Source organism: Pseudomonas haemolytica (assembly GCF_009659625.1).
Lineage (GTDB): Bacteria > Pseudomonadota > Gammaproteobacteria > Pseudomonadales > Pseudomonadaceae > Aquipseudomonas > Aquipseudomonas haemolytica.
Genome location: NZ_VOIW01000001.1, coordinates 1,203,682 through 1,226,390 on the forward strand (window position 1 = coordinate 1,203,682; position 22,709 = coordinate 1,226,390).

Here is a 22,709-nt window from a genome sequence, read left to right on the forward strand (position 1 = left end):
TTGGGCTTGCTTTCATTGGGGGTCGCACTCCCTGGGTGGTGCTTACCTGACCAGTGCACTCCCCGACAACTTTGCCCTGATTGTTAGGGGCTCTTAAGTGTGAAAAAAGCCGTGAATAGCCAACGACCTGTAAACCTAGACCTAAGGACCATCAAACTCCCCATCACCGGCGTTACGTCGTTCCTGCACCGTGTTTCCGGCATCATCCTGTTCCTGGGCTTGGGCATCATGCTTTATGCATTGAGCAAATCCCTGGGTTCCGAGGAAGGTTACGCCGAGGTGAAGGCATGCTTGACCAGCCCGCTGGCCAAGTTCGTAGCATGGGGCCTCTTGTCCTCTCTTCTGTATCACCTGGTAGCCGGTGTGCGCCACTTGATCATGGACATGGGCATCGGTGAGACGCTGGAAGGCGGCCGCCTGGGCTCGAAAATCATCATCGCCATTTCCGTGGTGCTGATCGTTCTGGCAGGAGTTTGGATATGGTAACCAGCGTTACGAATCTGTCGCGTTCGGGCCTCTATGACTGGATGGCACAGCGTGTGTCTGCGGTCGTTCTCGCGGCTTATTTCATTTTCCTGATCGGATACCTCGTCGCAAACCCGGGCATCGGCTATGAGCAATGGCACGGCCTGTTTTCCCACAATGCGATGCGAATCTTCAGTCTGCTGGCCCTTGTAGCCCTGGGCGCACACGCCTGGGTTGGCATGTGGACCATCGCGACTGACTACCTGACGCCGATGGCGCTGGGCAAGTCCGCGACTGCAGTACGTTTCCTCTTCCAGGCAGTATGCGGCGTCGCGATGTTCGCTTACTTCGTCTGGGGTGTGCAGATTCTTTGGGGTATCTGATTCATGGCTAACATTCCAACTATTTCATTCGACGCCATCATTATTGGTGGCGGCGGTGCTGGCATGCGCGCTGCGCTGCAGCTGGCCCAGGGTGGTCACAAGACTGCCGTGATCACCAAGGTGTTCCCGACGCGCTCCCACACCGTATCGGCCCAGGGTGGCATCACCTGCGCCATCGCGTCCGCCGACCCGAACGATGACTGGCGCTGGCACATGTACGATACCGTCAAGGGTTCCGACTACATCGGTGACCAGGACGCTATCGAATACATGTGTCAGGAAGGCCCGGCCGCGGTGTTCGAGCTGGACCACATGGGGCTGCCGTTCTCCCGTACCGAGCAGGGTCGTATCTACCAGCGTCCATTCGGCGGCCAGTCGAAGGATTACGGTAAAGGTGGCCAGGCTGCCCGTACCTGCGCTGCGTCCGACCGCACCGGTCACGCACTGCTGCACACCCTTTATCAGGGCAACCTGAAAGCCGGCACCACGTTCCTGAACGAGTACTACGCGGTTGACCTGGTCAAGAACGCGCAAGGCGAGTTCGTCGGTGTGATCGCTATCTGCATCGAAACCGGTGAAACCACCTACATCCGCGCCAAGGCTACCGTTCTGGCGACCGGCGGTGCAGGTCGTATCTACGCGTCGACTACCAATGCCCTGATCAACACCGGTGACGGCGTCGGCATGGCACTGCGTGCAGGCGTACCGGTACAAGACATTGAAATGTGGCAGTTCCACCCGACCGGCATCGCCGGCGCCGGCGTACTGGTGACCGAAGGTTGCCGTGGTGAAGGTGGCTACCTGATCAACAAGCATGGCGAGCGTTTCATGGAGCGTTATGCTCCGAACGCCAAAGACCTTGCTGGTCGTGACGTTGTGGCCCGTTCGATGGTTAAAGAGATCATTGCCGGCAACGGCTGTGGCCCGAATGGCGACCACGTACTGCTCAAGCTCGATCACCTCGGTGAAGAAGTACTGCACAGCCGCCTGCCTGGTATCTGCGAGCTGTCCAAGACTTTCGCACACGTTGACCCGGTGGTTGCACCGGTTCCGGTTGTTCCGACTTGCCACTATATGATGGGCGGCGTGCCGACCAACATTCATGGCCAGGCGATCACCCAGAACGCCGACGGCCAGGACGAGATCATCCATGGTCTGTTCGCGGTAGGCGAAGTGGCATGCGTATCGGTTCACGGTGCCAACCGCCTGGGCGGCAACTCGCTGCTCGACCTGGTGGTATTCGGTCGCGCAGCCGGCCTGCACCTGGAAAAAGCACTGACCGACGGCATCGAATACGATGACGCCACCGACGCCAATATTGAAGCTGCCCTGGCGCGCCTCAACGCTCTGAACGAGCGCACTGATGGCGAAGACGTGGCAACCCTGCGTCGCGAGTTGCAAAACTGCATGCAGAACTACTTCGGTGTGTTCCGTACCGGCGAATACATGCAGAAGGGTATCGCCCAGCTGGCCGACCTGCGCAAGCGTATCGCCAACGTCAAGATCAATGATAAGAGCCAGGCGTTCAACACTGCTCGTATCGAAGCCCTTGAGCTGCAAAACCTGTTGGAAGTGGCTGAAGCGACTGCGATCGCCGCTGAGGTTCGTAAAGAATCCCGTGGTGCTCACGCTCGTGAAGACTTTGAAGATCGCGATGACGAAAACTGGTTGTGCCACACCCTGTACTTCCCGGGTGACAAGCGCGTAACCAAGCGTGCCGTGAACTTCTCGCCGAAGACGGTTCCGACGTTTGAACCGAAGATTCGGACTTACTAAGGGTGGCTGCCATGTTGAAAGTCAGTGTTTATCGCTACAACCCTGATCAGGACGCTGCGCCGTTCATGCAGGAATTTTCGGTCGATACCGGTGGTAAAGACCTGATGGTGCTGGACGTGCTGGCCCTGATCAAAGAGCAGGACGAGGGTTTCTCCTATCGTCGCTCTTGCCGTGAAGGTGTCTGCGGCTCCGACGGCATGAACATCAACGGCAAGAACGGCCTGGCGTGCATCACGCCGCTGTCCGCCGTCGTTAAAGGCAACAAGCTGATCGTTCGTCCTCTGCCAGGTTTGCCGGTTATCCGTGACCTGGTCGTCGATATGAGCATCTTCTACAAGCAATACGAGAAAGTTAAGCCGTTCCTGCAGAACGACACGCCGGCTCCGGCCATCGAGCGTCTGCAGTCCCCAGAAGAGCGTGAAAAGCTCGACGGTCTGTACGAGTGCATCCTGTGCGCTTGCTGCTCGACTTCGTGCCCGTCCTTCTGGTGGAACCCGGACAAGTTCCTGGGCCCAGCTGCCCTGCTGCAAGCGTATCGCTTCCTGGCAGACAGCCGTGACACCAAGACGTCCGAGCGCCTGGCTTCTCTGGATGACCCGTTCAGCGTATTCCGCTGCCGCGGGATCATGAACTGCGTCAACGTATGTCCCAAAGGCCTGAACCCGACTAAGGCCATTGGTCACATCCGTAACATGCTGCTGCAGAGCGGCGTGTAACTGACGTTGAAGTAAAAGCAGGACCGTTGTGCCCGTAAATGCTGCGGCGCAGGCTTCAACCGGCGCCGTAGTTTTAACTTGAGCAGCGACTTACAAAGCCGCGGCTCTTATTTTGAAGAAATGAGACAAGCAGGGGCATTCGGGTTGGTACCCGAACTATCAGCGTGATCCTAGTGGCTTGTTTTGGTCGCTGCACTTGGCCTTTTGCAAGCAAACTCGGTGTTTTCGCCGGTGGTGTCCCCAAAACGAGGGTGACCAAGCATGCAAGAAAGCGTGATGCAGCGCATGTGGAACAGCGGCTATCTTTCAGGTGGTAACGCTGCCTATGTGGAAGAGCTTTATGAGCTCTACCTGCACGACCCTAACGCTGTGCCAGAAGAATGGCGCACCAAATTTCAGACGTTGTCTTCAGACGGCAACGCTGCCACCGATGTATCGCACGCAACAATTCGCGATCAGTTTGTGCTGCTGGCAAAGAACCAGCGCCGCGCCCAACCGGTTTCCGCCGGCAGCGTGAGCAGTGAGCATGAGAAGAAGCAAGTTGAAGTACTGCGACTGATCCAGGCCTACCGTATGCGTGGCCACCAGGCAGCCCAGCTTGACCCGCTGGGGCTGTGGCAGCGTCCTGCACCTGCAGACCTGTCGATCAATCATTACGGCTTGACCAATGCCGATCTTGATACGACCTTCCGTGCCGGCGACCTGTTCATCGGCAAAGAGGAAGCGAGCCTACGCGAAATTCACGAAGCGTTGCAGCAGACATATTGCCGCACCATCGGCGCTGAGTTTACGCACATCACCGACTCCGAGCAGCGCCACTGGTTCCAGCATCGCCTGGAAGGCGTGCGTGGCCGTCCGGTTTTGTCCGCCGATGTACGCAGCCACCTGCTGGAGCGAGTGACCGCGGCCGAAGGCCTCGAGAAATACCTGGGCACCAAATACCCGGGCACCAAGCGTTTCGGCCTGGAAGGCGGCGAAAGCCTGATTCCGATGCTCGACGAGCTGATCCAGCGTTCCGGTTCCTACGGTACCAAGGAAGTCGTAATCGGCATGGCTCACCGTGGTCGCCTGAACGTGTTGGTCAACACCTTCGGCAAGAACCCGCGTGAGCTGTTCGACGAGTTCGAAGGCAAGAAAAAGGTCGAGCTGGGTTCCGGTGACGTTAAATATCACCAGGGCTTCTCCTCCAACGTAATGACCACCGGCGGTGAAGTTCACCTGGCCATGGCGTTCAACCCATCCCACCTGGAAATCGTTTCGCCAGTGGTCGAGGGTTCGGTACGTGCGCGCCAGGATCGTCGTAACGACTCCACCGGTGAAAAGGTCCTGCCGATTTCCATCCACGGTGACGCGGCATTCGCCGGTCAAGGCGTGGTCCTGGAAACGTTCCAGATGTCGCAGACTCGCGGCTTCAAGACCGGTGGTACCGTTCACATCGTGATCAACAACCAGGTCGGCTTCACCATCAGCAACCCGCTGGACGCGCGCTCTACCGAGTACGCCACCGACGTTGCCAAGATGATCCAGGCCCCGATTCTCCATGTGAATGGTGATGATCCGGAAGCCGTGTTGTTCGTGACCCAGCTCGCCATCGACTACCGCATGCAATTCAAGCGTGACGTAGTGATCGACCTGGTCTGCTACCGTCGCCGCGGTCACAACGAAGCGGATGAGCCTAGCGGCACCCAGCCGTTGATGTACCAGCAAATCACTAAACAGCGCACCACCCGTGAGCTGTACGCCGACAGCCTGATCAAGGCCGGCGTGGTTGACGATGCGCGTGTTCAGGCGAAGATCGATGAATACCGCAACGCGCTGGACAACGGCCTGCATGTAGTTAAAAGCCTGGTTAAAGAGCCGAACAAAGAGCTGTTCGTTGACTGGCGTCCGTACCTGGGCCACGCCTGGACTGCGCGCCATGACACCTCGTTCGATCTGAAAACCCTGCAGGAACTGTCTGCCAAGCTGCTGGAAATTCCAGACGGCTTTGTCGTACAGCGCCAGGTTGCGAAGATCTACGAAGACCGTCAGAAGATGCAAGCCGGCGGCCTGCCGATCAACTGGGGTTACGCTGAAACCATGGCGTACGCGACCCTGGCGTTCGAAGGTCACCCGATTCGCATGACCGGCCAGGACATCGGCCGTGGTACGTTCTCGCACCGTCACGCTGTGTTGCACAACCAGAAAGACGCGGGCACCTACATCCCGTTGCAGAACCTGTACGAAGGCCAGCCACGTTTCGACCTGTACGATTCGTTCCTGTCCGAAGAGGCCGTACTGGCGTTCGAATACGGTTACTCGACCACTACGCCTCAGGCGCTGGTGATCTGGGAAGCCCAGTTCGGCGACTTTGCCAACGGTGCCCAGGTGGTCATCGACCAGTTCATCACCAGCGGCGAGCACAAGTGGGGCCGTCTGTGCGGTCTGACCATGCTGTTGCCACACGGTTATGAAGGTCAGGGTCCGGAGCACTCCTCCGCCCGTCTGGAGCGTTACCTGCAGCTGTGCGCCGAGCACAACATCCAGGTGTGCGTGCCGACTACCCCGGCCCAGATCTACCACTTGCTGCGTCGCCAGGTGATCCGTCCGTTGCGCAAGCCGCTGGTCGTGCTGACGCCGAAATCGTTGTTGCGTCATAAATTGGCCGTCTCGACCCTGGAAGATCTGGCTGATGGTTCGTTCCAGACCGTTATTTCAGAAATCGACACGCTGGACGCCGCCAAGGTCACTCGCCTGATCCTGTGCAGCGGCAAGGTTTACTACGATTTGCTGGAAAAACGCCGTGCCGAAGGCCGCGAAGACATCGCCATCGTGCGCATCGAGCAGCTTTACCCGTTCCCGGAAGACGACCTGATGGAGGCCATCGCGCCTTACACCAACCTCACCAACGCGGTGTGGTGTCAGGAAGAACCGATGAACCAGGGCGCGTGGTACAGCAGCCAGCATCATTTGCGTCGCAGCGTCGGTAACCACAAGACAGGCCTTGGCCTTGAGTACGCCGGTCGTGATGCTTCTGCTGCACCTGCCTGTGGTTATGCGTCGATGCACGCCGAGCAGCAGGAAAAACTGCTGCAAGATGCTTTCACTGTTTAACGCCTTCGCGCTGACTGAAACCGAATTTTAAGGACCTACAGATAATGGCTATCGAAATCAAAGCCCCGTCATTCCCGGAATCGGTTGCCGATGGCACCGTTGCCACCTGGCACAAGAAACCAGGTGAGGCCGTCAAGCGTGACGACCTGATCGTCGACATCGAGACCGACAAGGTCGTGCTGGAAGTGTTGGCCGAAGCTGACGGCGTGCTGGGCGCAATCGTTGCCGAAGAAGGCGCTACCGTTCTGTCGAACCAGGTACTGGGCTCGATCGAAGAGGGCAGCGCTGCCGCTGCTCCTGCCGCTGCCGCTGCTGCTCCTGCTGCGGCCGCTGCTTCGGCACCTGCTGCCGCTCCGGCTGCAGGTGGTGAAGATCCAATCGCCGCACCGGCTGCGCGTCAACTGGCTGACGAAAACGGCATCAACCTGGCTTCCATCAAGGGCACCGGCAAAGACGGCCGTGTCACCAAGGAAGACGTGGTGGCTGCCGTTGAAGCCAAGAAAAACGCTCCAGCTGCCGCACCTGCCAAGGCTGCTGCCCCGGCTGCCGCTGCTCCTGTGTTCGCTGCCGGCGACCGCACCGAGAAGCGCGTACCGATGACTCGCGTACGTGCCACCGTGGCCAAGCGCCTGGTTGAAGCCCAGTCGAACATGGCCATGCTGACCACCTTCAACGAAGTCGACATGACCGAAGTCATGGCCCTGCGTTCGAAGTACAAGGATCTGTTCGAGAAGTCCCACAACGGCGTACGCCTGGGCTTCATGTCGTTCTTCGTGAAAGCAGCCACCGAAGCGCTGAAGCGCTTCCCGGCAGTCAACGCTTCCATCGACGGCGGCGACATCGTTTACCACGGCTACGCAGACATCGGCGTTGCCGTGTCCAGCGACCGTGGCCTGGTGGTTCCGGTTCTGCGTAATGCCGAACTGATGAGCCTGGCAGAAATCGAAGGCGGCATCGCCGGCTTCGGCAAGAAAGCCCGTGACGGCAAGCTGACCATCGACGAGATGACCGGCGGTACCTTCACCATCACCAACGGTGGTACCTTCGGTTCGATGATGTCGACGCCGATCGTCAACCCGCCGCAAGCCGCGATCCTGGGCATGCACAACATCATCCAGCGTCCGATGGCCATCAACGGCCAGGTCGTGATTCGCCCGATGATGTACCTGGCACTGTCCTACGATCACCGCCTGATCGATGGTAAAGAAGCCGTGACGTTCCTGGTGACCATCAAGAACCTGCTGGAAGACCCGGCTCGCCTGCTCCTGGACATCTGATAGAAGCAGCCGCAAGTTGTGAGCTACAAGCTGTAGGAAAAAGCAGCTTGGCTTGCAGCTTGTGGCTAGAAGCTTGTCGCAAATAGAGGATCTATTTTCATGACACAGAAATTTGACGTTGTAGTGATTGGTGCAGGCCCTGGCGGCTATGTTGCCGCCATCAAGGCCGCGCAACTGGGCCTCTCGACTGCCTGCATCGAAAAATACACCGACAAGGAAGGCAAACTGGCACTGGGCGGTACCTGCCTGAACGTTGGTTGCATTCCTTCCAAGGCGCTGCTGGACAGCTCCTGGAAATTCCACGAAGCCCAAGACGGCTTCGCGATCCACGGCATCAACCATGCTGGCGTGACCATGGACGTGCCAGCAATGGTCGGCCGTAAAGCCAACATCGTAAAAGGCCTGACGTCCGGCGTTGCCACCTTGTTCAAGGCCAACGGTGTGACTTCCATCCAGGGCCACGGCAAGCTGCTGGCCGGCAAGAAAGTCGAAGTCACCAAGCCGGACGGTTCGGTTGAAGTCATCGAAGCCGAAAACGTGATCCTGGCGCCAGGCTCGCGTCCAATCGACATTCCGCCGGCTCCAGTTGACCAGAACGTGATCGTTGATTCGACCGGCGCCCTGGAATTCCAAGCCGTTCCTAAGCGCCTGGGCGTGATCGGCGCTGGCGTGATCGGCCTGGAACTGGGTTCGGTCTGGTCCCGCCTGGGTTCCCAGGTGACCGTGCTGGAAGCCCTGGACACGTTCCTGCTGGCTGCCGATACCGCAGTCTCCAAGGAAGCGCTGAAAACCCTGACCAAACAAGGTCTGGACATCAAGCTCGGCGCTCGCGTGACCGGCTCGAAAGTCAACGGCGAAGAAGTGGTCGTGACCTACACCGACAAGGATGGCGAGCAGACCATCACTTTCGACAAGCTGATCGTAGCCGTGGGTCGCCGTCCAGTGACCAACGACCTGCTGGCTTCCGACAGCGGCGTGAACATCGACGAGCGTGGTTTCATCCACGTTGATGATCACTGCGCGACCACCGTGCCTGGCGTCTACGCCATCGGCGACGTGGTTCGTGGCATGATGCTCGCGCACAAGGCTTCCGAAGAAGGCATCATGGTTGTAGAGCGCATCAAGGGTCACAAGACCCAGATGAACTACGACCTGATCCCATCGGTTATCTACACCCATCCGGAAATTGCATGGGTCGGCAAGAACGAACAGCAGTTGAAAGCTGAAGGCGTTGAAGTTAACGTCGGCACCTTCCCGTTTGCCGCTTCTGGCCGTGCCATGGCAGCTAACGACACCGGTGGTTTTGTCAAAGTCATCGCTGATGCCAAGACTGACCGCGTATTGGGCGTCCACGTGATTGGCCCAAGCGCTGCAGAACTGGTTCAGCAAGGCGCGATCGGCATGGAATTCGGTACCAGTGCCGAGGACCTGGGCATGATGGTCTTCTCCCATCCGACCTTGTCCGAAGCGCTGCACGAAGCCGCGTTGGCAGTGAATGGCGGCGCCATCCACATCGCCAACAAGAAGAAGCGCTAAGCGAGATAATAAGAAACCACGGCGGAGTTGCCCGTCGTGAGCCTTGCGCGCAAGACTCACCGCGGAATATCCGCTGGACGCAGTCTTGTGCAGCTTTGCAGGCCCTAGGCCGGTGAAGGTGTGCAAGCAGCAGTCACAGGTGGCGCGGCACTCATAATGAGCGCAGCGCCGAATGCGCAGTACCTAACGAAGACGGTAAAAAGCATGAATCTTCACGAGTATCAGGGTAAGCAGCTGTTCGCTGAATACGGCCTGCCAGTTTCCAAGGGCTACGCAGTAGACACCCCGGAAGCAGCAGCAGAAGCTTGCGACAAAATCGGCGGCAGCGAGTGGGTTGTCAAAGCCCAGGTCCACGCCGGTGGTCGCGGTAAAGCGGGCGGCGTTAAGCTGGTTCGCAGCAAAGAAGACGCCAAGGCCTTCGCACAGCAGTGGCTGGGCAAGCGTCTGGTGACTTACCAGACTGATGCCAATGGCCAGCCAGTCACCAAGATCCTGGTTGAATCGTGCACTGATATCGCTAAAGAGCTGTACCTGGGCGCTGTCGTTGACCGTTCGAGCCGTCGCATCGTGTTCATGGCTTCCACCGAAGGTGGCGTGGACATCGAGAAGATCGCTCACGAAACCCCAGAAAAAATTCTGAAGGCCACTATCGATCCACTGGTTGGCGCTCAGCCATTCCAGGGTCGTGAACTGGCGTTCCAGCTGGGCCTGGAAGGCAAGCAAGTTGCCCAGTTCGCCAAGATCTTCGTAGGTCTGGCCAAACTGTTCCAGGATCACGATCTGGCCCTGCTGGAAGTGAACCCGCTGGTGATCAAGGCTGACGGCGATCTGCACTGCCTCGACGCGAAGATCAACATCGACGCCAACGCCATGTACCGTCAGCCTAAGCTGAAGACTTTCCACGATCCGTCGCAAGACGATCCGCGCGAAGCGCACGCTGCCAAGTTCGAACTGAACTACGTAGCCCTGGAAGGTAACATCGGTTGCATGGTCAACGGTGCTGGCCTGGCCATGGGTACCATGGACATCGTCAACCTGCATGGCGGCAAACCAGCCAACTTCCTCGACGTAGGTGGTGGCGCTACCAAGGAACGCGTTACCGAAGCGTTCAAGATCATCCTGTCCGACTCCAACGTCGCTGCAGTACTGGTCAACATCTTCGGTGGCATCGTTCGTTGCGACATGATTGCCGAAGGCATCATCGGTGCAGTGAAAGAAGTTGGCGTTAAAATCCCGGTTGTTGTTCGCCTTGAAGGTAACAACGCTGAACTGGGCGCTAAAGTACTGGCAGAAAGCGGTTTGAACATCATCGCGGCTACCAGCCTGACCGACGCTGCTCAACAAGTTGTCAAAGCTGCGGAGGGCAAATAATGAGCGTCCTGATCAATAAAGACACCAAAGTTATCTGCCAGGGTATTACCGGTTCGCAAGGTAGTTTCCACACCCAGCAAGCCATCGAATACGGCACCAAGATGGTTGGCGGCGTAACTCCGGGCAAAGGCGGCACCGAGCACCTGGGCCTGCCAGTGTTCAACACCGTGAAAGAAGCGGTAGAAACCACTGGCGCCACTGCCAGCGTGATCTACGTTCCGGCTCCTTTCTGCAAGGACTCGATCCTGGAAGCGGCATTCGGCGGCATCAAGCTGATCGTGTGCATCACCGAAGGCATTCCTACCCTGGACATGCTGGACGCTAAAGTTAAGTGCGACGAACTGGGCGTAGTTCTGATCGGCCCTAACTGCCCAGGCGTGATCACTCCAGGCGAATGCAAGATCGGCATCATGCCAGGTCACATTCACTTGCCAGGTAAAGTCGGTATCGTTTCCCGTTCCGGCACCCTGACCTACGAAGCTGTGAAGCAGACTACTGACGCCGGTTTCGGTCAGTCGACTTGCGTCGGCATCGGCGGTGACCCGATCCCAGGCTCGAACTTCATCGACATCCTGAAGCTGTTCCAGGAAGACCCGAAGACCGAAGCGATCGTGATGATCGGTGAGATCGGCGGTTCGGCTGAAGAAGAAGCGGCTGCCTACATCAAGGCACACGTGACCAAGCCGGTTGTTTCCTACATCGCTGGTGTGACTGCCCCTGCGGGCAAGCGCATGGGCCATGCTGGCGCAATCATCTCTGGCGGCAAGGGCACTGCAGACGAGAAGTTTGCTGCCCTGGAAGACGCAGGCGTGAAAACCGTGCGTTCGCTGGCAGACATCGGCAAGGCTTTGTCCGAGCTGACTGGCTGGGCGATCAAGTAAGCTTCGCGCTTAGCTGACGCTTCACCACACAAAGGCCACCTTCGGGTGGCCTTTGTGCATTTTGGATGTACTCGATCCAATTTTTTTGTCTGTATTGCCAAATTTTGTATGAAAACGCGACATCCGAATGTCGCTTATCGGACAGGGCGCCCCGCAACAGTGCGTTTGTCAGCCTAATTCTGTACCCTAGCCGCCTCTTTATGCGTCCGCATCCCAAAAGGAAGCTGCGCGCTAGACCGGTCGGTCCCCATAAGGACCGGCAGCAGTTCCCTCATCCATAGGGAATCCCTCTCTAAATTCCGATTCAGTAGTGTGGTATTTCCTCAAATGAAAGTGTTGAAAAGCCAGGATGTCCTGGCGTTAGGCTTTATGACCTTTGCCCTGTTCGTGGGCGCCGGCAACATCATCTTCCCGCCTATCGTTGGCTTGCAGTCCGGGCCTCATGTCTGGATGGCGGCGCTGGGTTTCCTGATCACTGCGGTCGGTCTGCCGGTGGTCACCGTGATCGCCCTGGCCAAGGTCGGCGGTGGCATGGATGCGCTGAGCAGCCCGATTGGCAAGATCGCCGGTGGCCTGCTCGCGGCGGCGGCGTACCTGGCGGTCGGGCCGTTGTTCGCCACCCCACGCACCGCGACCGTGTCGTTTGAAGTGGGCCTGGCGCCGCTGACCGGCGAAAGCCCGCTGGCACTGTTCCTTTACAGCTCGGTGTATTTCCTGGTGGTGTTCTTCGTCTCCCTCTACCCGGGACGCCTGCTGGACACCGTTGGTCGCTTCCTGGCGCCGCTGAAAATCATCGCCCTGGCCATTCTCGGTATCGCCGCGTTTGCCTTGCCGGCCGGTGATGTCGGCATTGCCACACCGGAATACGTTGCTGCGCCGTTTTCCCAAGGCTTCATCAATGGTTACCTGACCATGGATACCCTGGGCGCGCTGGTGTTCGGTATCGTCATCGTCAATGCCATCCGCTCCCGTGGGGTCGAGTCGCCACAGCTGATCACCCGCTACGCGATCATTGCCGGCCTGATTGCTGGCGTGGGCCTGGCGCTGGTGTACATCAGCCTGTTCCGCCTGGGCTCGGGCAGCCACGCCGTAGCCGCCGGTGCCAGTAACGGCGCCGCGGTGCTGCACGCTTACGTGCAACACACCTTCGGCTCCCTGGGCAGCGGCTTCCTCGCCGTGCTGATTTCCCTGGCGTGCCTGGTGACCGCGGTTGGCCTGACCTGCGCTTGCGCCGAGTACTTCAGCAAAGTCCTGCCGCTGTCCTACAAGACGCTGGTAGTGATCCTGGCGCTGTTCTCGTTGTTCGTGTCCAACCTGGGCCTGACCAAGCTGATTGCCTTCTCGATCCCGGTGCTCACCGCGATCTACCCGCCGTGCATCGTGTTGGTGGCTTTGAGCTTCTGCAAAGACTTCTGGCAGGAACAGGGCCGTATCGTTGGCCCGGTGATGCTGGTGTCGTTCATCTTTGGCTGCATCGATGCACTCAAGGGCGCGGGCCTGGCGGATTGGATGCCAGCGCAGTTGACGCATCTGCCGCTGAGCGAGCAGGGCCTGGCGTGGCTGGTGCCGTCGGTGATGACGCTGGTCGTGGCCGTGGTGGTCGACCGCCTGCTTGGCAAACGTACTGAGGCGATCGCGTAACACGCGGTTTCACGCTGTATTGAAATGCCCCGTATCAAACGATACGGGGCATTTTTTATGCGTATGAGGTTACATCTTTCTAACTTGAAATCGGTAAGTGTGGGAGCGAGCAAGCCCCACAGTTCCACTGCGTTTCACCATAGCTACCGTGTACAAGGACCCGCATGTCGTTCGTTGAAACCAATCAAGTCCACCTGCTCGCCGCACTCTGGTTTGTTCTCTGCTGGGGCGGCTACACCCGATACGCCATCTGGAAAGCCCGTGACACCGCCTGCCTGGCCAGCGTGTTGCACCTGTACCGCGAAGACTGGATGCGTCGCATGCTGCTGCGCGATAACCGCATCGCCGACGCCAGTGTGATCGGCAATCTGGAGCGCAACGCCTCGTTTTTCGCCTCCAGCACCCTGATCATTCTTGCCGGTATTCTCACTGTGCTGGGTGCCTCCGAGCGGGCGGTGTCGTTGCTGGCAGATATTCCCATGGTGCAACAGGCGTCACAGGGCATGTCGGAGATCAAATTGCTCTGCCTGGCCCTGGTGTTCGTCTACGCCTTTTTCACCTTCAGCTGGTGCATGCGCCAGTACAACTTTGCGGCAGTGCTGGTGGGTTCGGCCCCAATGATCGGTGAGCGGCAAGTATCCGAACAGGAGCGCAAGGCGTTCGCCTTGCGGGCGGCGCGGGTCATTTCCATGGCAGCCAACCAATTCAACCTGGGCCTGCGCTCTTATTACTTCGGCATGACCATGCTGGCGTGGTTTGTCAGCCCCTGGCTGTTCATGTTGATGAGCAGCGGGGTGGTGTTGGTGCTTTACCGCCGCGAATTTCATTCCGCCGTACTTGAGGTGATGGTTTATACACCGACTGATATGTCGGTGCCGGAGGCGTCTAGAGAACCAGGGCTCTAGGGGGGCTGCGCAAGTCCAACTTTGTGTGCTGAATCAAATCGCAGGCAAAGGAAAGCCCGCTGTGTAAGCGGGCTTTTCTTTGTGCGGCAGTGCAGCGTCAAACCAAGCTATTACTGCTTGGCAGGTTCTACTTGTGTGGCAGGTGCAGCTTCTTTTGCGGCAGCTTCGTTCGCTTCAGCCTGAGCTTTGGCAGCATCGGCGTTTTCTTTTGCTGCGTCGTTCACTTTATCCTGTGCTTTTGCCATGTCTTGCTGAGCTTGCTCTTTATGAGCAGCGGCATCTTGGGCTTTGTCTTCGGATTTCTTGTCGCAGGCAGCCAGGCCGAGGGCAGCGGCCAGCATCATGGAAATAGCTAATGTCTTGCGCATGGGGTGTTTCTCCTTATTGAAGATATCTACTGGCCTTTCGAGCGTAAGGGGCCAGCATTAGTTCCTTTTATCCCACAGATATATAAAGCTTTTCGCACAAAAACTTTTTCCGGCGTTTTTAGTCCGCCGAATTCACACTAATAAGAGTCTGAAACCAATGACCGAAAACCCTTTGTTAGAGCGTGCCGCGCGCTTTGTTTCAGCGCTGCGCCATTGCCAGGTGCTGGGTGTGGCTGTCCATGCGGCCAGTGAGGACGGCATGACCCTCGTGCTGCCTTATGGCCCGCCTATCGTCGGTGATCCCCGGACCGGTGTGATCCACGGCGGCGCACTGACCTCTCTGATGGATACCGCCTGCGGGATCGCCACCCTGTGTGTATTACCTGAATTCGAGGTGTGCCCGACCCTGGACCTGCGCATCGACTACATGCACCCAGCCGAGCCCCACAAACCGGTCTATGGCTTTGCGCAATGCTACCGGGTGACCACCGACGTGATCTTTACCCGTGGCGTTGCCTATCAGGATGACCCGCAACAACCCATCGCCCATGTGGTCGGCACGTTCATGCGCATGGGCAAGCGTCTCAAAGGCACGCAGGGGCTGGGCAGCACGATCAAGGGAGAACAGGCATGACCCATCGATTCAAGACCCGCCTGGAGCAAGCCCTCGATCGCGGCAATTACGACGCACTGCTCGATCTGGTGCCCTATGCCAAGCTGATCGGTATCGAATGCACTCGCCTGGGCGATGAGCTGCTATTTCGCCTGCCGGCCAACAAGGACAACATTGGTAACCCCATATTGCCGGCATTGCATGGCGGGGTGATCGCCGGCTTTATGGAGGTGTCGGCGGCGATGCACTTGCTGGTGTTCACGGGTGCCCCGGGTTTACCGAAAATCATCGATTTTTCCCTGGATTACCTGCGCGCCGGCCAGTTTCGCGACACCTACGCCAAATGCCAGGTGTGGCGCCAGGGCCGGCGCGTGGCCAATGTGGCGATCACCGCCTGGCAGAGCACTGCGGCCGAACCGATTGCTACTGCCCGCGCACATTTCAAAATTGAGGAATTGGGCCGCCCTTGAAATCCTGGTCTTAGCCCCCAACTTTGATGACAACCCGCCGCCAACCCTCAAGGGCGCGGCCACTGCCATCCAAATTGGAGTTTGATGACCATGAGTGTGGAAACTCAAAAGGAAACCCTGGGCTTCCAGACCGAGGTGAAGCAACTGCTGCACCTCATGATCCATTCGCTGTATTCCAACAAGGAAATCTTCCTTCGCGAATTGATCTCGAACGCCTCTGACGCTGTCGACAAATTACGTTTCGAAGCCCTGTCCAAGCCTGAATTGCTGGAAGGCGGCGCGGAACTGAAAATCCGTGTGAGCTACGACAGAGACGCCAAGACCGTCACCCTCGAAGACAACGGTATCGGCATGAGCCGTGAAGACGCGATCACCCATTTGGGCACTATCGCTAAATCCGGTACTGCTGATTTCATGAAGAACCTGTCGGGCGACCAGAAAAAGGATTCGCACCTGATCGGCCAGTTCGGCGTGGGCTTCTACTCGGCCTTTATCGTCGCCGACAAGGTTGAAGTGTTCAGCCGCCGTGCCGGTCTCGACGCCAGCGAAGGCGTGCACTGGGCTTCCAAAGGCGAGGGCGAGTTCGAAATCGCCACCCTTGATAAGGCTGACCGCGGTACCCGCATCGTGCTGCACCTGAAATCCGGTGAAGACGAATTCGCCGATGGCTGGCGCCTGCGCAACATCATCAAGAAGTACTCCGACCACATCGCGTTACCGATCGAGTTGCCCAAGGAGCAGAGTGCTGCCGAAGGCGAAGAGAAACCGGCCGAAGAATGGGAAACCGTCAACCGTGCCAGCGCCCTGTGGACCCGTCCGCGTACCGAGATCAAGGACGAGGAATACCAGGAGTTCTACAAGCACATCGGTCACGACTACGAAAACCCGCTGAGCTGGAGCCACAACAAGGTTGAAGGCAAGCTGGAATACAGCTCGCTGCTCTACGTGCCAGCCCGTGCTCCGTTCGACCTGTACCAGCGTGAAGCGCCAAAAGGCCTGAAGCTGTATGTGCAGCGCGTGTTCGTGATGGACCAGGCAGAATCCTTCCTGCCGCTGTACCTGCGCTTTATCAAAGGTGTGGTTGATTCCAACGACCTGTCGCTGAACGTCTCGCGGGAAATCCTGCAGAAAGATCCGATCATCGATTCCATGAAGTCAGCGCTGACCAAGCGCGTGCTCGACATGCTGGAAAAACTGGCGAAGAACGAGCCTGAGCAATACAAGGGCTTCTGGAAGAACTTCGGCCAGGTGATGAAGGAAGGCCCGGCGGAAGACTTCGCCAACAAGGAAAAAATCGCCGGCTTGCTGCGTTTTGCTTCGACTCAGGGCGATGACGGCGAGCAGGTTGTGTCCTTGGCTGACTACCTAGCACGCGCTAAGGAAGGTCAGGATAAGATCTACTACCTGACCGGCGAAACCTACGCCCAGGTCAAGAACAGCCCGCACCTGGAAGTCTTCCGCAAGAAAGGCATCGAAGTGCTGCTGTTGACCGACCGTATCGATGAGTGGCTGATGAGCTACCTCACCGAGTTCGATGGCAAATCCTTCGTCGACGTGGCCCGTGGTGACCTTGACCTGGGTAACCTGGATTCCGAAGAAGAGAAGAAAGAAGCCGAAGAAGTCGCCAAGTCCAAAGAAGGCCTGGTTGAGCGGATCAAGGCATCCCTGGGCGAAGCAGTCAGCGAAGTGCGGGTTTCCCACCGCCTGACCGATTCTCCGGCGATCCTGGCCATCGGCGAGCAGGACCTGGGCATGCAGATGCGCCAGATCCTGGAAGCCAGCGGCCAGAAAGTGCCGGACTCCAAGCCGATCTTTGAATTCAACCCGGCTCACCCGTTGATCGAGAAGCTCGATGGCGAGCAGAGCGAAGAGCGTTTTGGCGACTTGTCGCACATCCTCTTCGACCAGGCCGCCCTCGCAGCCGGCGACAGCCTGAAAGACCCGGCCGCTTATGTGCGCCGACTGAACAAGCTGTTGGTTGAACTGTCGGTCTGACAACGTTGTAGAAAAACCCGCTTCGGCGGGTTTTTTCGTTTAATGCCCCCTCAACTGGAGTAAATGATGAGCCAAGTCACTGTGCGTTCCGTGGTCTATCAGATTGATGGCCAGTCGTATGAAAGCCGCCTGGCGTTCGATGCCAGCCACAAGGGCCCGCTCCCCGGGTTACTGATGGCGCCGAACTGGATGGGGGTGAGTGCAGGTGCTGAAGAGATTGCCAAGCGCGTTGCCGGTGAAGGCTACGTGGTGTTGATTGCCGACCTCTACGGGCAGACTGTGCGTCCGAGCAATGGCGATGAAGCCGGCGCGGCGATGATGCCCTTGAAAAACGATCGTCCGTTGCTGAACAAGCGCATGCAGGCGGCCTTCGAACAATTGCAGGGCCAGACCGAGGCAGTTGTTGATACCTCGAAGCTGGCGACGTTCGGTTTCTGCTTCGGCGGTTGCTGCTCACTCGAGCTGGCGCGTACCGGTGCACCGCTCAAGGCGGCCATCTCGTTCCACGGCACGCTCGACACGCCGAACCCGGCCGATGCGAAAAACATCAAGGGCTCAGTGCTGGTACTGCACGGTGCTAGCGACCCGTTGGTGCCCAAAGAGCAGCTGCCGGCATTCGAAGATGAGATGAACGCGGCGGGTGTGGATTGGCAATTGCTGAGCTATGGCGGCGCGGTGCATTCCTTTACCGACCCCCATGCCAATGTGCCGGGCAAGATGATGTACGACGCGAAGACTGCTGCGCGGGCGTTCCAGTCAATGCATAACCTGCTGGATGAAGTGTTCAAGGGCTGATTTTTCAGCGCCTGTTCCGGCCTCTTCGCGAGCAAGCCCGCTCCCACATTTTGACCGCATTCTTGCAGGATAAATGCGGTCAAAATGTGGGAGCGGGCTTGCTCGCGAATGCTATCTCACAGGCAACTCAATTCTTTCTGACTCCCCCGGCACTGTGGGCCAATCCCCAGCCGCCCACCGCTGCCTGGCCTGCTCGATCATCGCCGGATCGCTTGCCACGAAATTCCAGTTGATCCGCCGTGGCCCATCCAGCGGAGCACCGCCAAATATCACCACATGGCAATCGGTCTCGGCAAACAGTGTCATTTCTTGTCCGCCAGGCAAAACCACCAGGCTATGTACTTCAAGCAACTCGCCCTCCAACTGCGCCTCTCCCTCCAGCACATACACCGCGCGCTCCTCATGTTCATCGGGGATCAGCAGGGTGGTAGCCGTTTGCATCTGCACCTCGGCATACAGCGTCGGCGAGAGCACTGGCACGGGTGATTTGAGGCAGAAGCCATCGCCGGCGATCAGGCGCACCTGCACGCCGAGGTTATCGCTCATCGGCAGGCTCGACGCCGGGTGATGGCTGTAATGGCCCGGCCCGGTCTCGTGGTCCTTGGGGGAGGCGAGCCACACTTGCAGGCCATGCAGGTTGAAACCACTGGCCTTCAGGTTTTCAGGCGTGCGCTCGACGTGGGCAATTGCGCTGCCAGCGGTCATCCAGCTGACATCGCCGGCCTGCACCACCTGGTCCGAGCCAAGGCTGTCCTTGTGCTGCAACACGCCTTCAAACAGATAGGTGAGGGTGGACAGGCCGATATGCGGATGCTGGCGGATATTCATGCCGGTACCCGGGGCATAGCAGGTCGGCAGCATATGGTCGAAAAACACAAACGGCCCCACGCTGCGGCATTCACGGGAGGGCAGCGGGCGCAGGATCGGCTGGCCTTCTACATCTTCAGCGCGGGCGTGGATCACGGTGAGGGTGGTCATGGGGCATCCCTGTCTGAGCGGGTTAGATGGTAATGAGCATAACCCGCTCGACAGGAGGTTGGGACTATTGGCTGAAGGCGCCTTCCGACAATTTTGTCTCGATAGTGACCTCGGCGGTGGTCATCAGCTTGTGTACCGGGCACTTGTCAGCGACGCGGTGCAGCTCATCGCGCTGCGCGTCGGTGAGGACGCCCTTGAGGGTCAGCTTGACGTTTAGCTTGTATTTGCCCTTTTGCTCCTCGGTGCTGTCGTGGCTGACCTCCACCGTCACGCCGGTCAGCGGGATATCTTTTTTCTGCGCGTAGAGCCTGACGGTCAAGGCTTTGCACGACGCCAGTGCAGCATCGAAGTAATCGTGGGGCGAGGGCGCCGAGTCATCGCCGCCCAGGCTTTTGGGCAGGTCGGTAAACAGCTCGTGATTATTGATGTTGACGCTGTGACGAAAGTTATCGTGATTCAGGGTATTTACGGTAACAGGCATAGAGCACCTCACAATGGGCAGGATGAAGGTCATGCAGTTATAGAACATGCTGGCCCGCGAGTGTTCCGGTTTTTTCTGCGCTGAACCCGGATGCCTGGCGCAAGGTCTACCCGTATCAGCCCTTATTGAGGTTTTACCGTGCTTCGGACCCGCCTGAGTCTTGCCCTGTTGCTCGCCGCCAGCAGCCTTGCCGCGCAGGCTCGCGACTATGCCTACAGCGACGCGCACCTGCATTACGTGGATTTCTTCCAGGAGACGGCAGGGATGGACAAACTGCTCGAGGCCATGGCGAAAAACCGCGTCGAGCATGTGATGATCTCCGGCATTCCCGTGGCCAAGAAATGGCACGAAGACGAGCCCAAGCGTCCGCGCTATTACGCCGGTGACGATGCCGATGCCTATTGGTACAGCGCCACTGATGTGATTGTCGCGGCGGCGGTGAATAAACTGACCCCCGAGCAACGTCAGCACTTTCATCCGTTCCTGGCCGGCTTCAATCCTAACGACAAGAACTCCGCTGCCCATATCCAGCGCATGCTCGACCTTGACCCGGGGCTGTGGCAGGGCATCGGCGAAGTGTTCACCCGCCACGACGACCTCACCGCCCTGACCTCCGGTGACACCCCTCGCGCCAACAACGAAGCCATGACGCGCATCTATCATTTGGCCGCCGAAAACGACCTGCCAGTGATGCTGCACTCCAACATCACCTCCAAGCGCGAGCGCAACCCGCTGTACCTGGCGGAAGTCGAAGAGCCATTGCGCAACCACCCGCATACGCGCTTCATCTGGGCCCATGCTGGCACCAGCAAGGAAATCCACCGGCACCAGGTGCAGATGGACTTTTTGCTGCCTACCTTGAGCCGCATGCTTGAGGCATACCCCAATCTGTATATCGACCTGTCCTGGAGCGTGCTCACACCTTACCTGCTGGATGAGGCGGGCAAGCCTCGGCCAGAATGGTTAAAGCTGGTGGAGCGCTTCCCGGAGCGCTTCATGCTGGGGTCCGACGTGGTAGGGCGTTTCAATAAATTGGGTAGGGAGATGCGCCGCTTCGAGCCGTTCCTCGATGCCTTGCCCGAGGATGTGGCCCGCAAGGTCGCACGGGATAACTTCCTCGCCATACTGCCCAAGCCACCTCGCGATGGGGGCGCGCGTTGATATCGCGTTTCGGTCTTATGTAAACGGGGCCGGGTGCCGATAACGTCCAAGAGACCCGCTGCAGGTGGATGCAGTTCTTTTGGAAGGAATCCTGGCATGAGTATCCGTAGTTTGAATATTGCACCGCGCGCCGGCTTGGGCTTTGGCGTGCTGGCCTTGATGGTCTTCGCATTGGGCGGCTTCGCCCTGTTGCAGATGGCCAATATGCGCCAGCAGTCGGACCAGGTGGAGAACAACTGGCTGCCCAGCGTGATGGCGGTGGGGGAGATGAGTCAGGACTTGCTGCGTGTGCGCGCCCTGACCTTGCGCCTATTGGTCAATCGCGATCCGCAGGCGGTGTCGCAGAATGAGCAAAAGCTGACAGACCTCAAAGGTGGTCTGCATCACGCGCAAACGCTCTATGAAGGGCTGATTGTCCTCCCTGAAGAGCGCACCTTGTTCGACCGCTTCAAGAGCCAGGAGCAACAATACCTGCAACGCCAGGAGCAGGTGATGGCGTTCTCCAAAGCCGGCCAGCTCGACGCGGCGATCAAGGTGGTCAACGGTGAAATGAATCAACTGGCCGATGACATGGCCGTGACCCTGCACGACTTGGTCAACCTGAACAAGATCAATGCCAACCAGGCGGCGAGCCTCGCGCAAAGCGTGTTCAGTCAATCGCGGACTGGGGTCATTGGCATGATCATCCTCACGGCGTTGATCACCATCGGCTTGGCGGTCTGGCTGACCCGCAGCATTGTGCTGCCACTGGCGCAGTCGCTGAAAGTAGCCCAGGGCGTAGCCACTGGTGACCTGACTGGCGAGATCAGTGTGACCGGCAGCGATGAGCCGGCGCGTTTGCAGCAGGCCCTCAAGGACATGCAGGGGAACCTGCGCGATACCATCCGGCGTATTGCCGAATCGTCGAACCAATTAGCCTCTGCCTCAGAGGAGCTTAATTGTGTGACTGAGGACGCCACGCGGGGCCTGCACCAGCAGAACCAGGAAATCGAACAGGCTGCCACGGCGGTCAACCAGATGACGGCGGCGGTAGAAGAGGTGGCGAGTAACGCGGTGGCCACTTCCCATGCTTCGCGCGAGTCCGACCGTATCGCCCAGCAGGGACGTGAGCAGGTACAGCAAACGGTGGTGTCGATTGAAGCCCTGGCTACCGATGTGACCGCCAATGCGACCCAGGTCGAGGATCTGGCGCAGAAGGTCTACGGTATCAGCAAAGTGCTGGACGTGATTCGTTCGATTGCCGAGCAAACCAACCTGCTGGCGCTGAACGCGGCGATTGAAGCGGCGCGAGCCGGCGATGCCGGGCGCGGTTTTGCGGTGGTGGCTGATGAAGTGCGCGCCTTGGCCCATCGCACGCAACAGTCGACCCAGGAAATCGAGCAGATGATCAGTGGGATTCAGCAGGGCACCGACCAGGCGGTCAGCTCCATGCAACAGAGCAACACGCGAGCGCGTTCCACGCTGGAAATCGCCAAGTCGGCGGGTATGGCGCTGGAAGAGATTGCCTCGGCGTTTACCCTGATCAACGAACGCAACCTGGTGATTGCCAGTGCTTCGGAGCAACAGGCGGCGGTAGCGCGGGAGGTGGATCGCAATTTGATGAATATCCGCGACCTGGCGCATCAGACGTCTACCGGGGCGAACCAGACCAGTGCGGCGAGCCAGGAGTTGTCGCGGTTGGCGGTGGATCTGAACACGATGGTGGCGCGGTTTTCGGTGTAGGGGGGGAGCAGTGGCAAGCTACAAGCTACAAGCGGCAAGTTAGAAGCAGGTGAATAACTGCTTTCTCTTGCCGCTTGTAGCT

At 58.5% G+C, this 22,709-nt stretch carries 20 protein-coding genes and 1 pseudogene; 18 read left to right on the forward strand and 3 right to left on the reverse strand.

Translation table 11 applies throughout. The features are described from left to right. The first annotated feature begins 99 nt into the window (after positions 1-99). From sdhC to FRT59_RS05725, 11 genes are all read left to right on the forward strand, one after another. Positions 100-486 (forward strand): succinate dehydrogenase, cytochrome b556 subunit, encoded by a 387-nt coding sequence (gene sdhC / locus FRT59_RS05675; RefSeq protein ID WP_198809868.1) that lies wholly within the window; start codon positions 100-102, stop codon positions 484-486. Further along, positions 480-848, forward strand: a complete 369-nt coding sequence (sdhD, locus tag FRT59_RS05680; RefSeq protein ID WP_003172805.1) for a succinate dehydrogenase, hydrophobic membrane anchor protein — start codon at positions 480-482, stop codon at positions 846-848. Before sdhC ends, sdhD begins: the two co-directional genes overlap by 7 nt. Before the next feature lie 3 nt (positions 849-851). Next, entirely contained in the window at positions 852-2,624 is a 1,773-nt protein-coding gene (gene sdhA / locus FRT59_RS05685) for a succinate dehydrogenase flavoprotein subunit (RefSeq protein WP_003190007.1), read from the forward strand. Between the two features lie 11 nt (positions 2,625-2,635). Next, positions 2,636-3,340 (forward strand): succinate dehydrogenase iron-sulfur subunit, encoded by a 705-nt coding sequence (locus FRT59_RS05690; protein ID WP_034118919.1) that lies wholly within the window; start codon positions 2,636-2,638, stop codon positions 3,338-3,340. 261 nt (positions 3,341-3,601) lie between these two features. Beyond that, positions 3,602-6,433 carry a 2-oxoglutarate dehydrogenase E1 component gene (locus FRT59_RS05695; protein WP_034118920.1) on the forward strand — a complete coding sequence of 944 codons (2,832 nt, stop codon included), beginning with the start codon at positions 3,602-3,604 and terminating at the stop codon, positions 6,431-6,433. A 44-nt stretch (positions 6,434-6,477) separates the two neighbouring features. Further along, positions 6,478-7,710 carry a 2-oxoglutarate dehydrogenase complex dihydrolipoyllysine-residue succinyltransferase gene (gene odhB, locus FRT59_RS05700; RefSeq protein WP_153870612.1) on the forward strand — a complete coding sequence of 411 codons (1,233 nt, stop codon included), beginning with the start codon at positions 6,478-6,480 and terminating at the stop codon, positions 7,708-7,710. A 99-nt stretch (positions 7,711-7,809) separates the two neighbouring features. Then, positions 7,810-9,246, forward strand: a complete 1,437-nt coding sequence (gene lpdA, locus FRT59_RS05705; protein WP_034118922.1) for a dihydrolipoyl dehydrogenase — start codon at positions 7,810-7,812, stop codon at positions 9,244-9,246. A 204-nt stretch (positions 9,247-9,450) separates the two neighbouring features. Further along, a complete protein-coding gene (sucC, locus tag FRT59_RS05710) occupies positions 9,451-10,617 on the forward strand; it encodes an ADP-forming succinate--CoA ligase subunit beta (RefSeq protein ID WP_003190011.1) in 1,167 nt (388 codons plus the stop codon). After that, positions 10,617-11,498: a succinate--CoA ligase subunit alpha gene (sucD, locus tag FRT59_RS05715; protein ID WP_034118923.1), complete on the forward strand. Its 882-nt coding sequence runs from the start codon at positions 10,617-10,619 to the stop codon at positions 11,496-11,498. The genes sucC and sucD overlap by 1 nt, the downstream gene beginning before the upstream one ends. A gap of 327 nt (positions 11,499-11,825) precedes the next feature. Then, positions 11,826-13,139, forward strand: a complete 1,314-nt coding sequence (gene brnQ / locus FRT59_RS05720) for a branched-chain amino acid transport system II carrier protein (protein WP_034118924.1) — start codon at positions 11,826-11,828, stop codon at positions 13,137-13,139. Between the two features lie 164 nt (positions 13,140-13,303). Next, positions 13,304-14,044, forward strand: a complete 741-nt coding sequence (locus FRT59_RS05725; RefSeq protein ID WP_034118925.1) for a DUF599 domain-containing protein — start codon at positions 13,304-13,306, stop codon at positions 14,042-14,044. Positions 14,045-14,154: 110 nt separating this feature from the next. Here FRT59_RS05725 and FRT59_RS05730 read toward each other — a convergent pair whose 3' ends face one another. Next, positions 14,155-14,412: a hypothetical protein gene (locus tag FRT59_RS05730; RefSeq protein ID WP_034118926.1), complete on the reverse strand. Its 258-nt coding sequence runs from the start codon at positions 14,410-14,412 to the stop codon at positions 14,155-14,157. A 157-nt stretch (positions 14,413-14,569) separates the two neighbouring features. Between FRT59_RS05730 and FRT59_RS05735 the strand changes: the two genes are divergently transcribed. From FRT59_RS05735 to FRT59_RS05750, 4 genes are all read left to right on the forward strand, one after another. Then, entirely contained in the window at positions 14,570-15,046 is a 477-nt protein-coding gene (locus FRT59_RS05735) for a PaaI family thioesterase (protein WP_153870613.1), read from the forward strand. Next, the gene (locus FRT59_RS05740; RefSeq protein WP_034118928.1) at positions 15,043-15,495 is read left to right on the forward strand and encodes a PaaI family thioesterase; all 453 of its coding nucleotides are present in this window, start codon (positions 15,043-15,045) and stop codon (positions 15,493-15,495) included. The genes FRT59_RS05735 and FRT59_RS05740 overlap by 4 nt, the downstream gene beginning before the upstream one ends. Before the next feature lie 90 nt (positions 15,496-15,585). Continuing rightward, entirely contained in the window at positions 15,586-17,490 is a 1,905-nt protein-coding gene (gene htpG / locus FRT59_RS05745; RefSeq protein WP_153870614.1) for a molecular chaperone HtpG, read from the forward strand. 66 nt (positions 17,491-17,556) lie between these two features. Next, complete coding sequence (locus tag FRT59_RS05750; protein ID WP_153837823.1) at positions 17,557-18,285, forward strand: dienelactone hydrolase family protein; 729 nt, start codon at positions 17,557-17,559, stop codon at positions 18,283-18,285. 111 nt (positions 18,286-18,396) lie between these two features. On the opposite strand, the gene FRT59_RS05755 is transcribed toward FRT59_RS05750, so the two are convergent. Both FRT59_RS05755 and FRT59_RS05760 read right to left on the reverse strand, forming a co-directional pair. Further along, complete coding sequence (locus FRT59_RS05755) at positions 18,397-19,263, reverse strand: pirin family protein (protein WP_153870615.1); 867 nt, start codon at positions 19,261-19,263, stop codon at positions 18,397-18,399. A gap of 64 nt (positions 19,264-19,327) precedes the next feature. Continuing rightward, a complete protein-coding gene (locus FRT59_RS05760; protein ID WP_034118931.1) occupies positions 19,328-19,744 on the reverse strand; it encodes an OsmC family protein in 417 nt (138 codons plus the stop codon). A gap of 138 nt (positions 19,745-19,882) precedes the next feature. Here FRT59_RS05760 and FRT59_RS05765 point away from each other — a divergent pair, with 138 nt between their 5' ends. The 3 genes and pseudogenes from FRT59_RS05765 (at position 19,883) to FRT59_RS27485 (ending at position 22,627) form a co-directional block, all read left to right on the forward strand. Then, the gene (locus FRT59_RS05765; protein WP_198809867.1) at positions 19,883-20,905 is read left to right on the forward strand and encodes an amidohydrolase family protein; all 1,023 of its coding nucleotides are present in this window, start codon (positions 19,883-19,885) and stop codon (positions 20,903-20,905) included. 96 nt (positions 20,906-21,001) lie between these two features. Next, positions 21,002-21,772 (forward strand): annotated as a pseudogene (locus tag FRT59_RS27480) (MCP four helix bundle domain-containing protein); the annotation flags it as partial. Further along, entirely contained in the window at positions 21,764-22,627 is an 864-nt protein-coding gene (locus tag FRT59_RS27485) for a methyl-accepting chemotaxis protein (protein WP_411829029.1), read from the forward strand. The pseudogene FRT59_RS27480 and the gene FRT59_RS27485, both read left to right, overlap by 9 nt. Positions 22,628-22,709 lie beyond the last annotated feature (82 nt).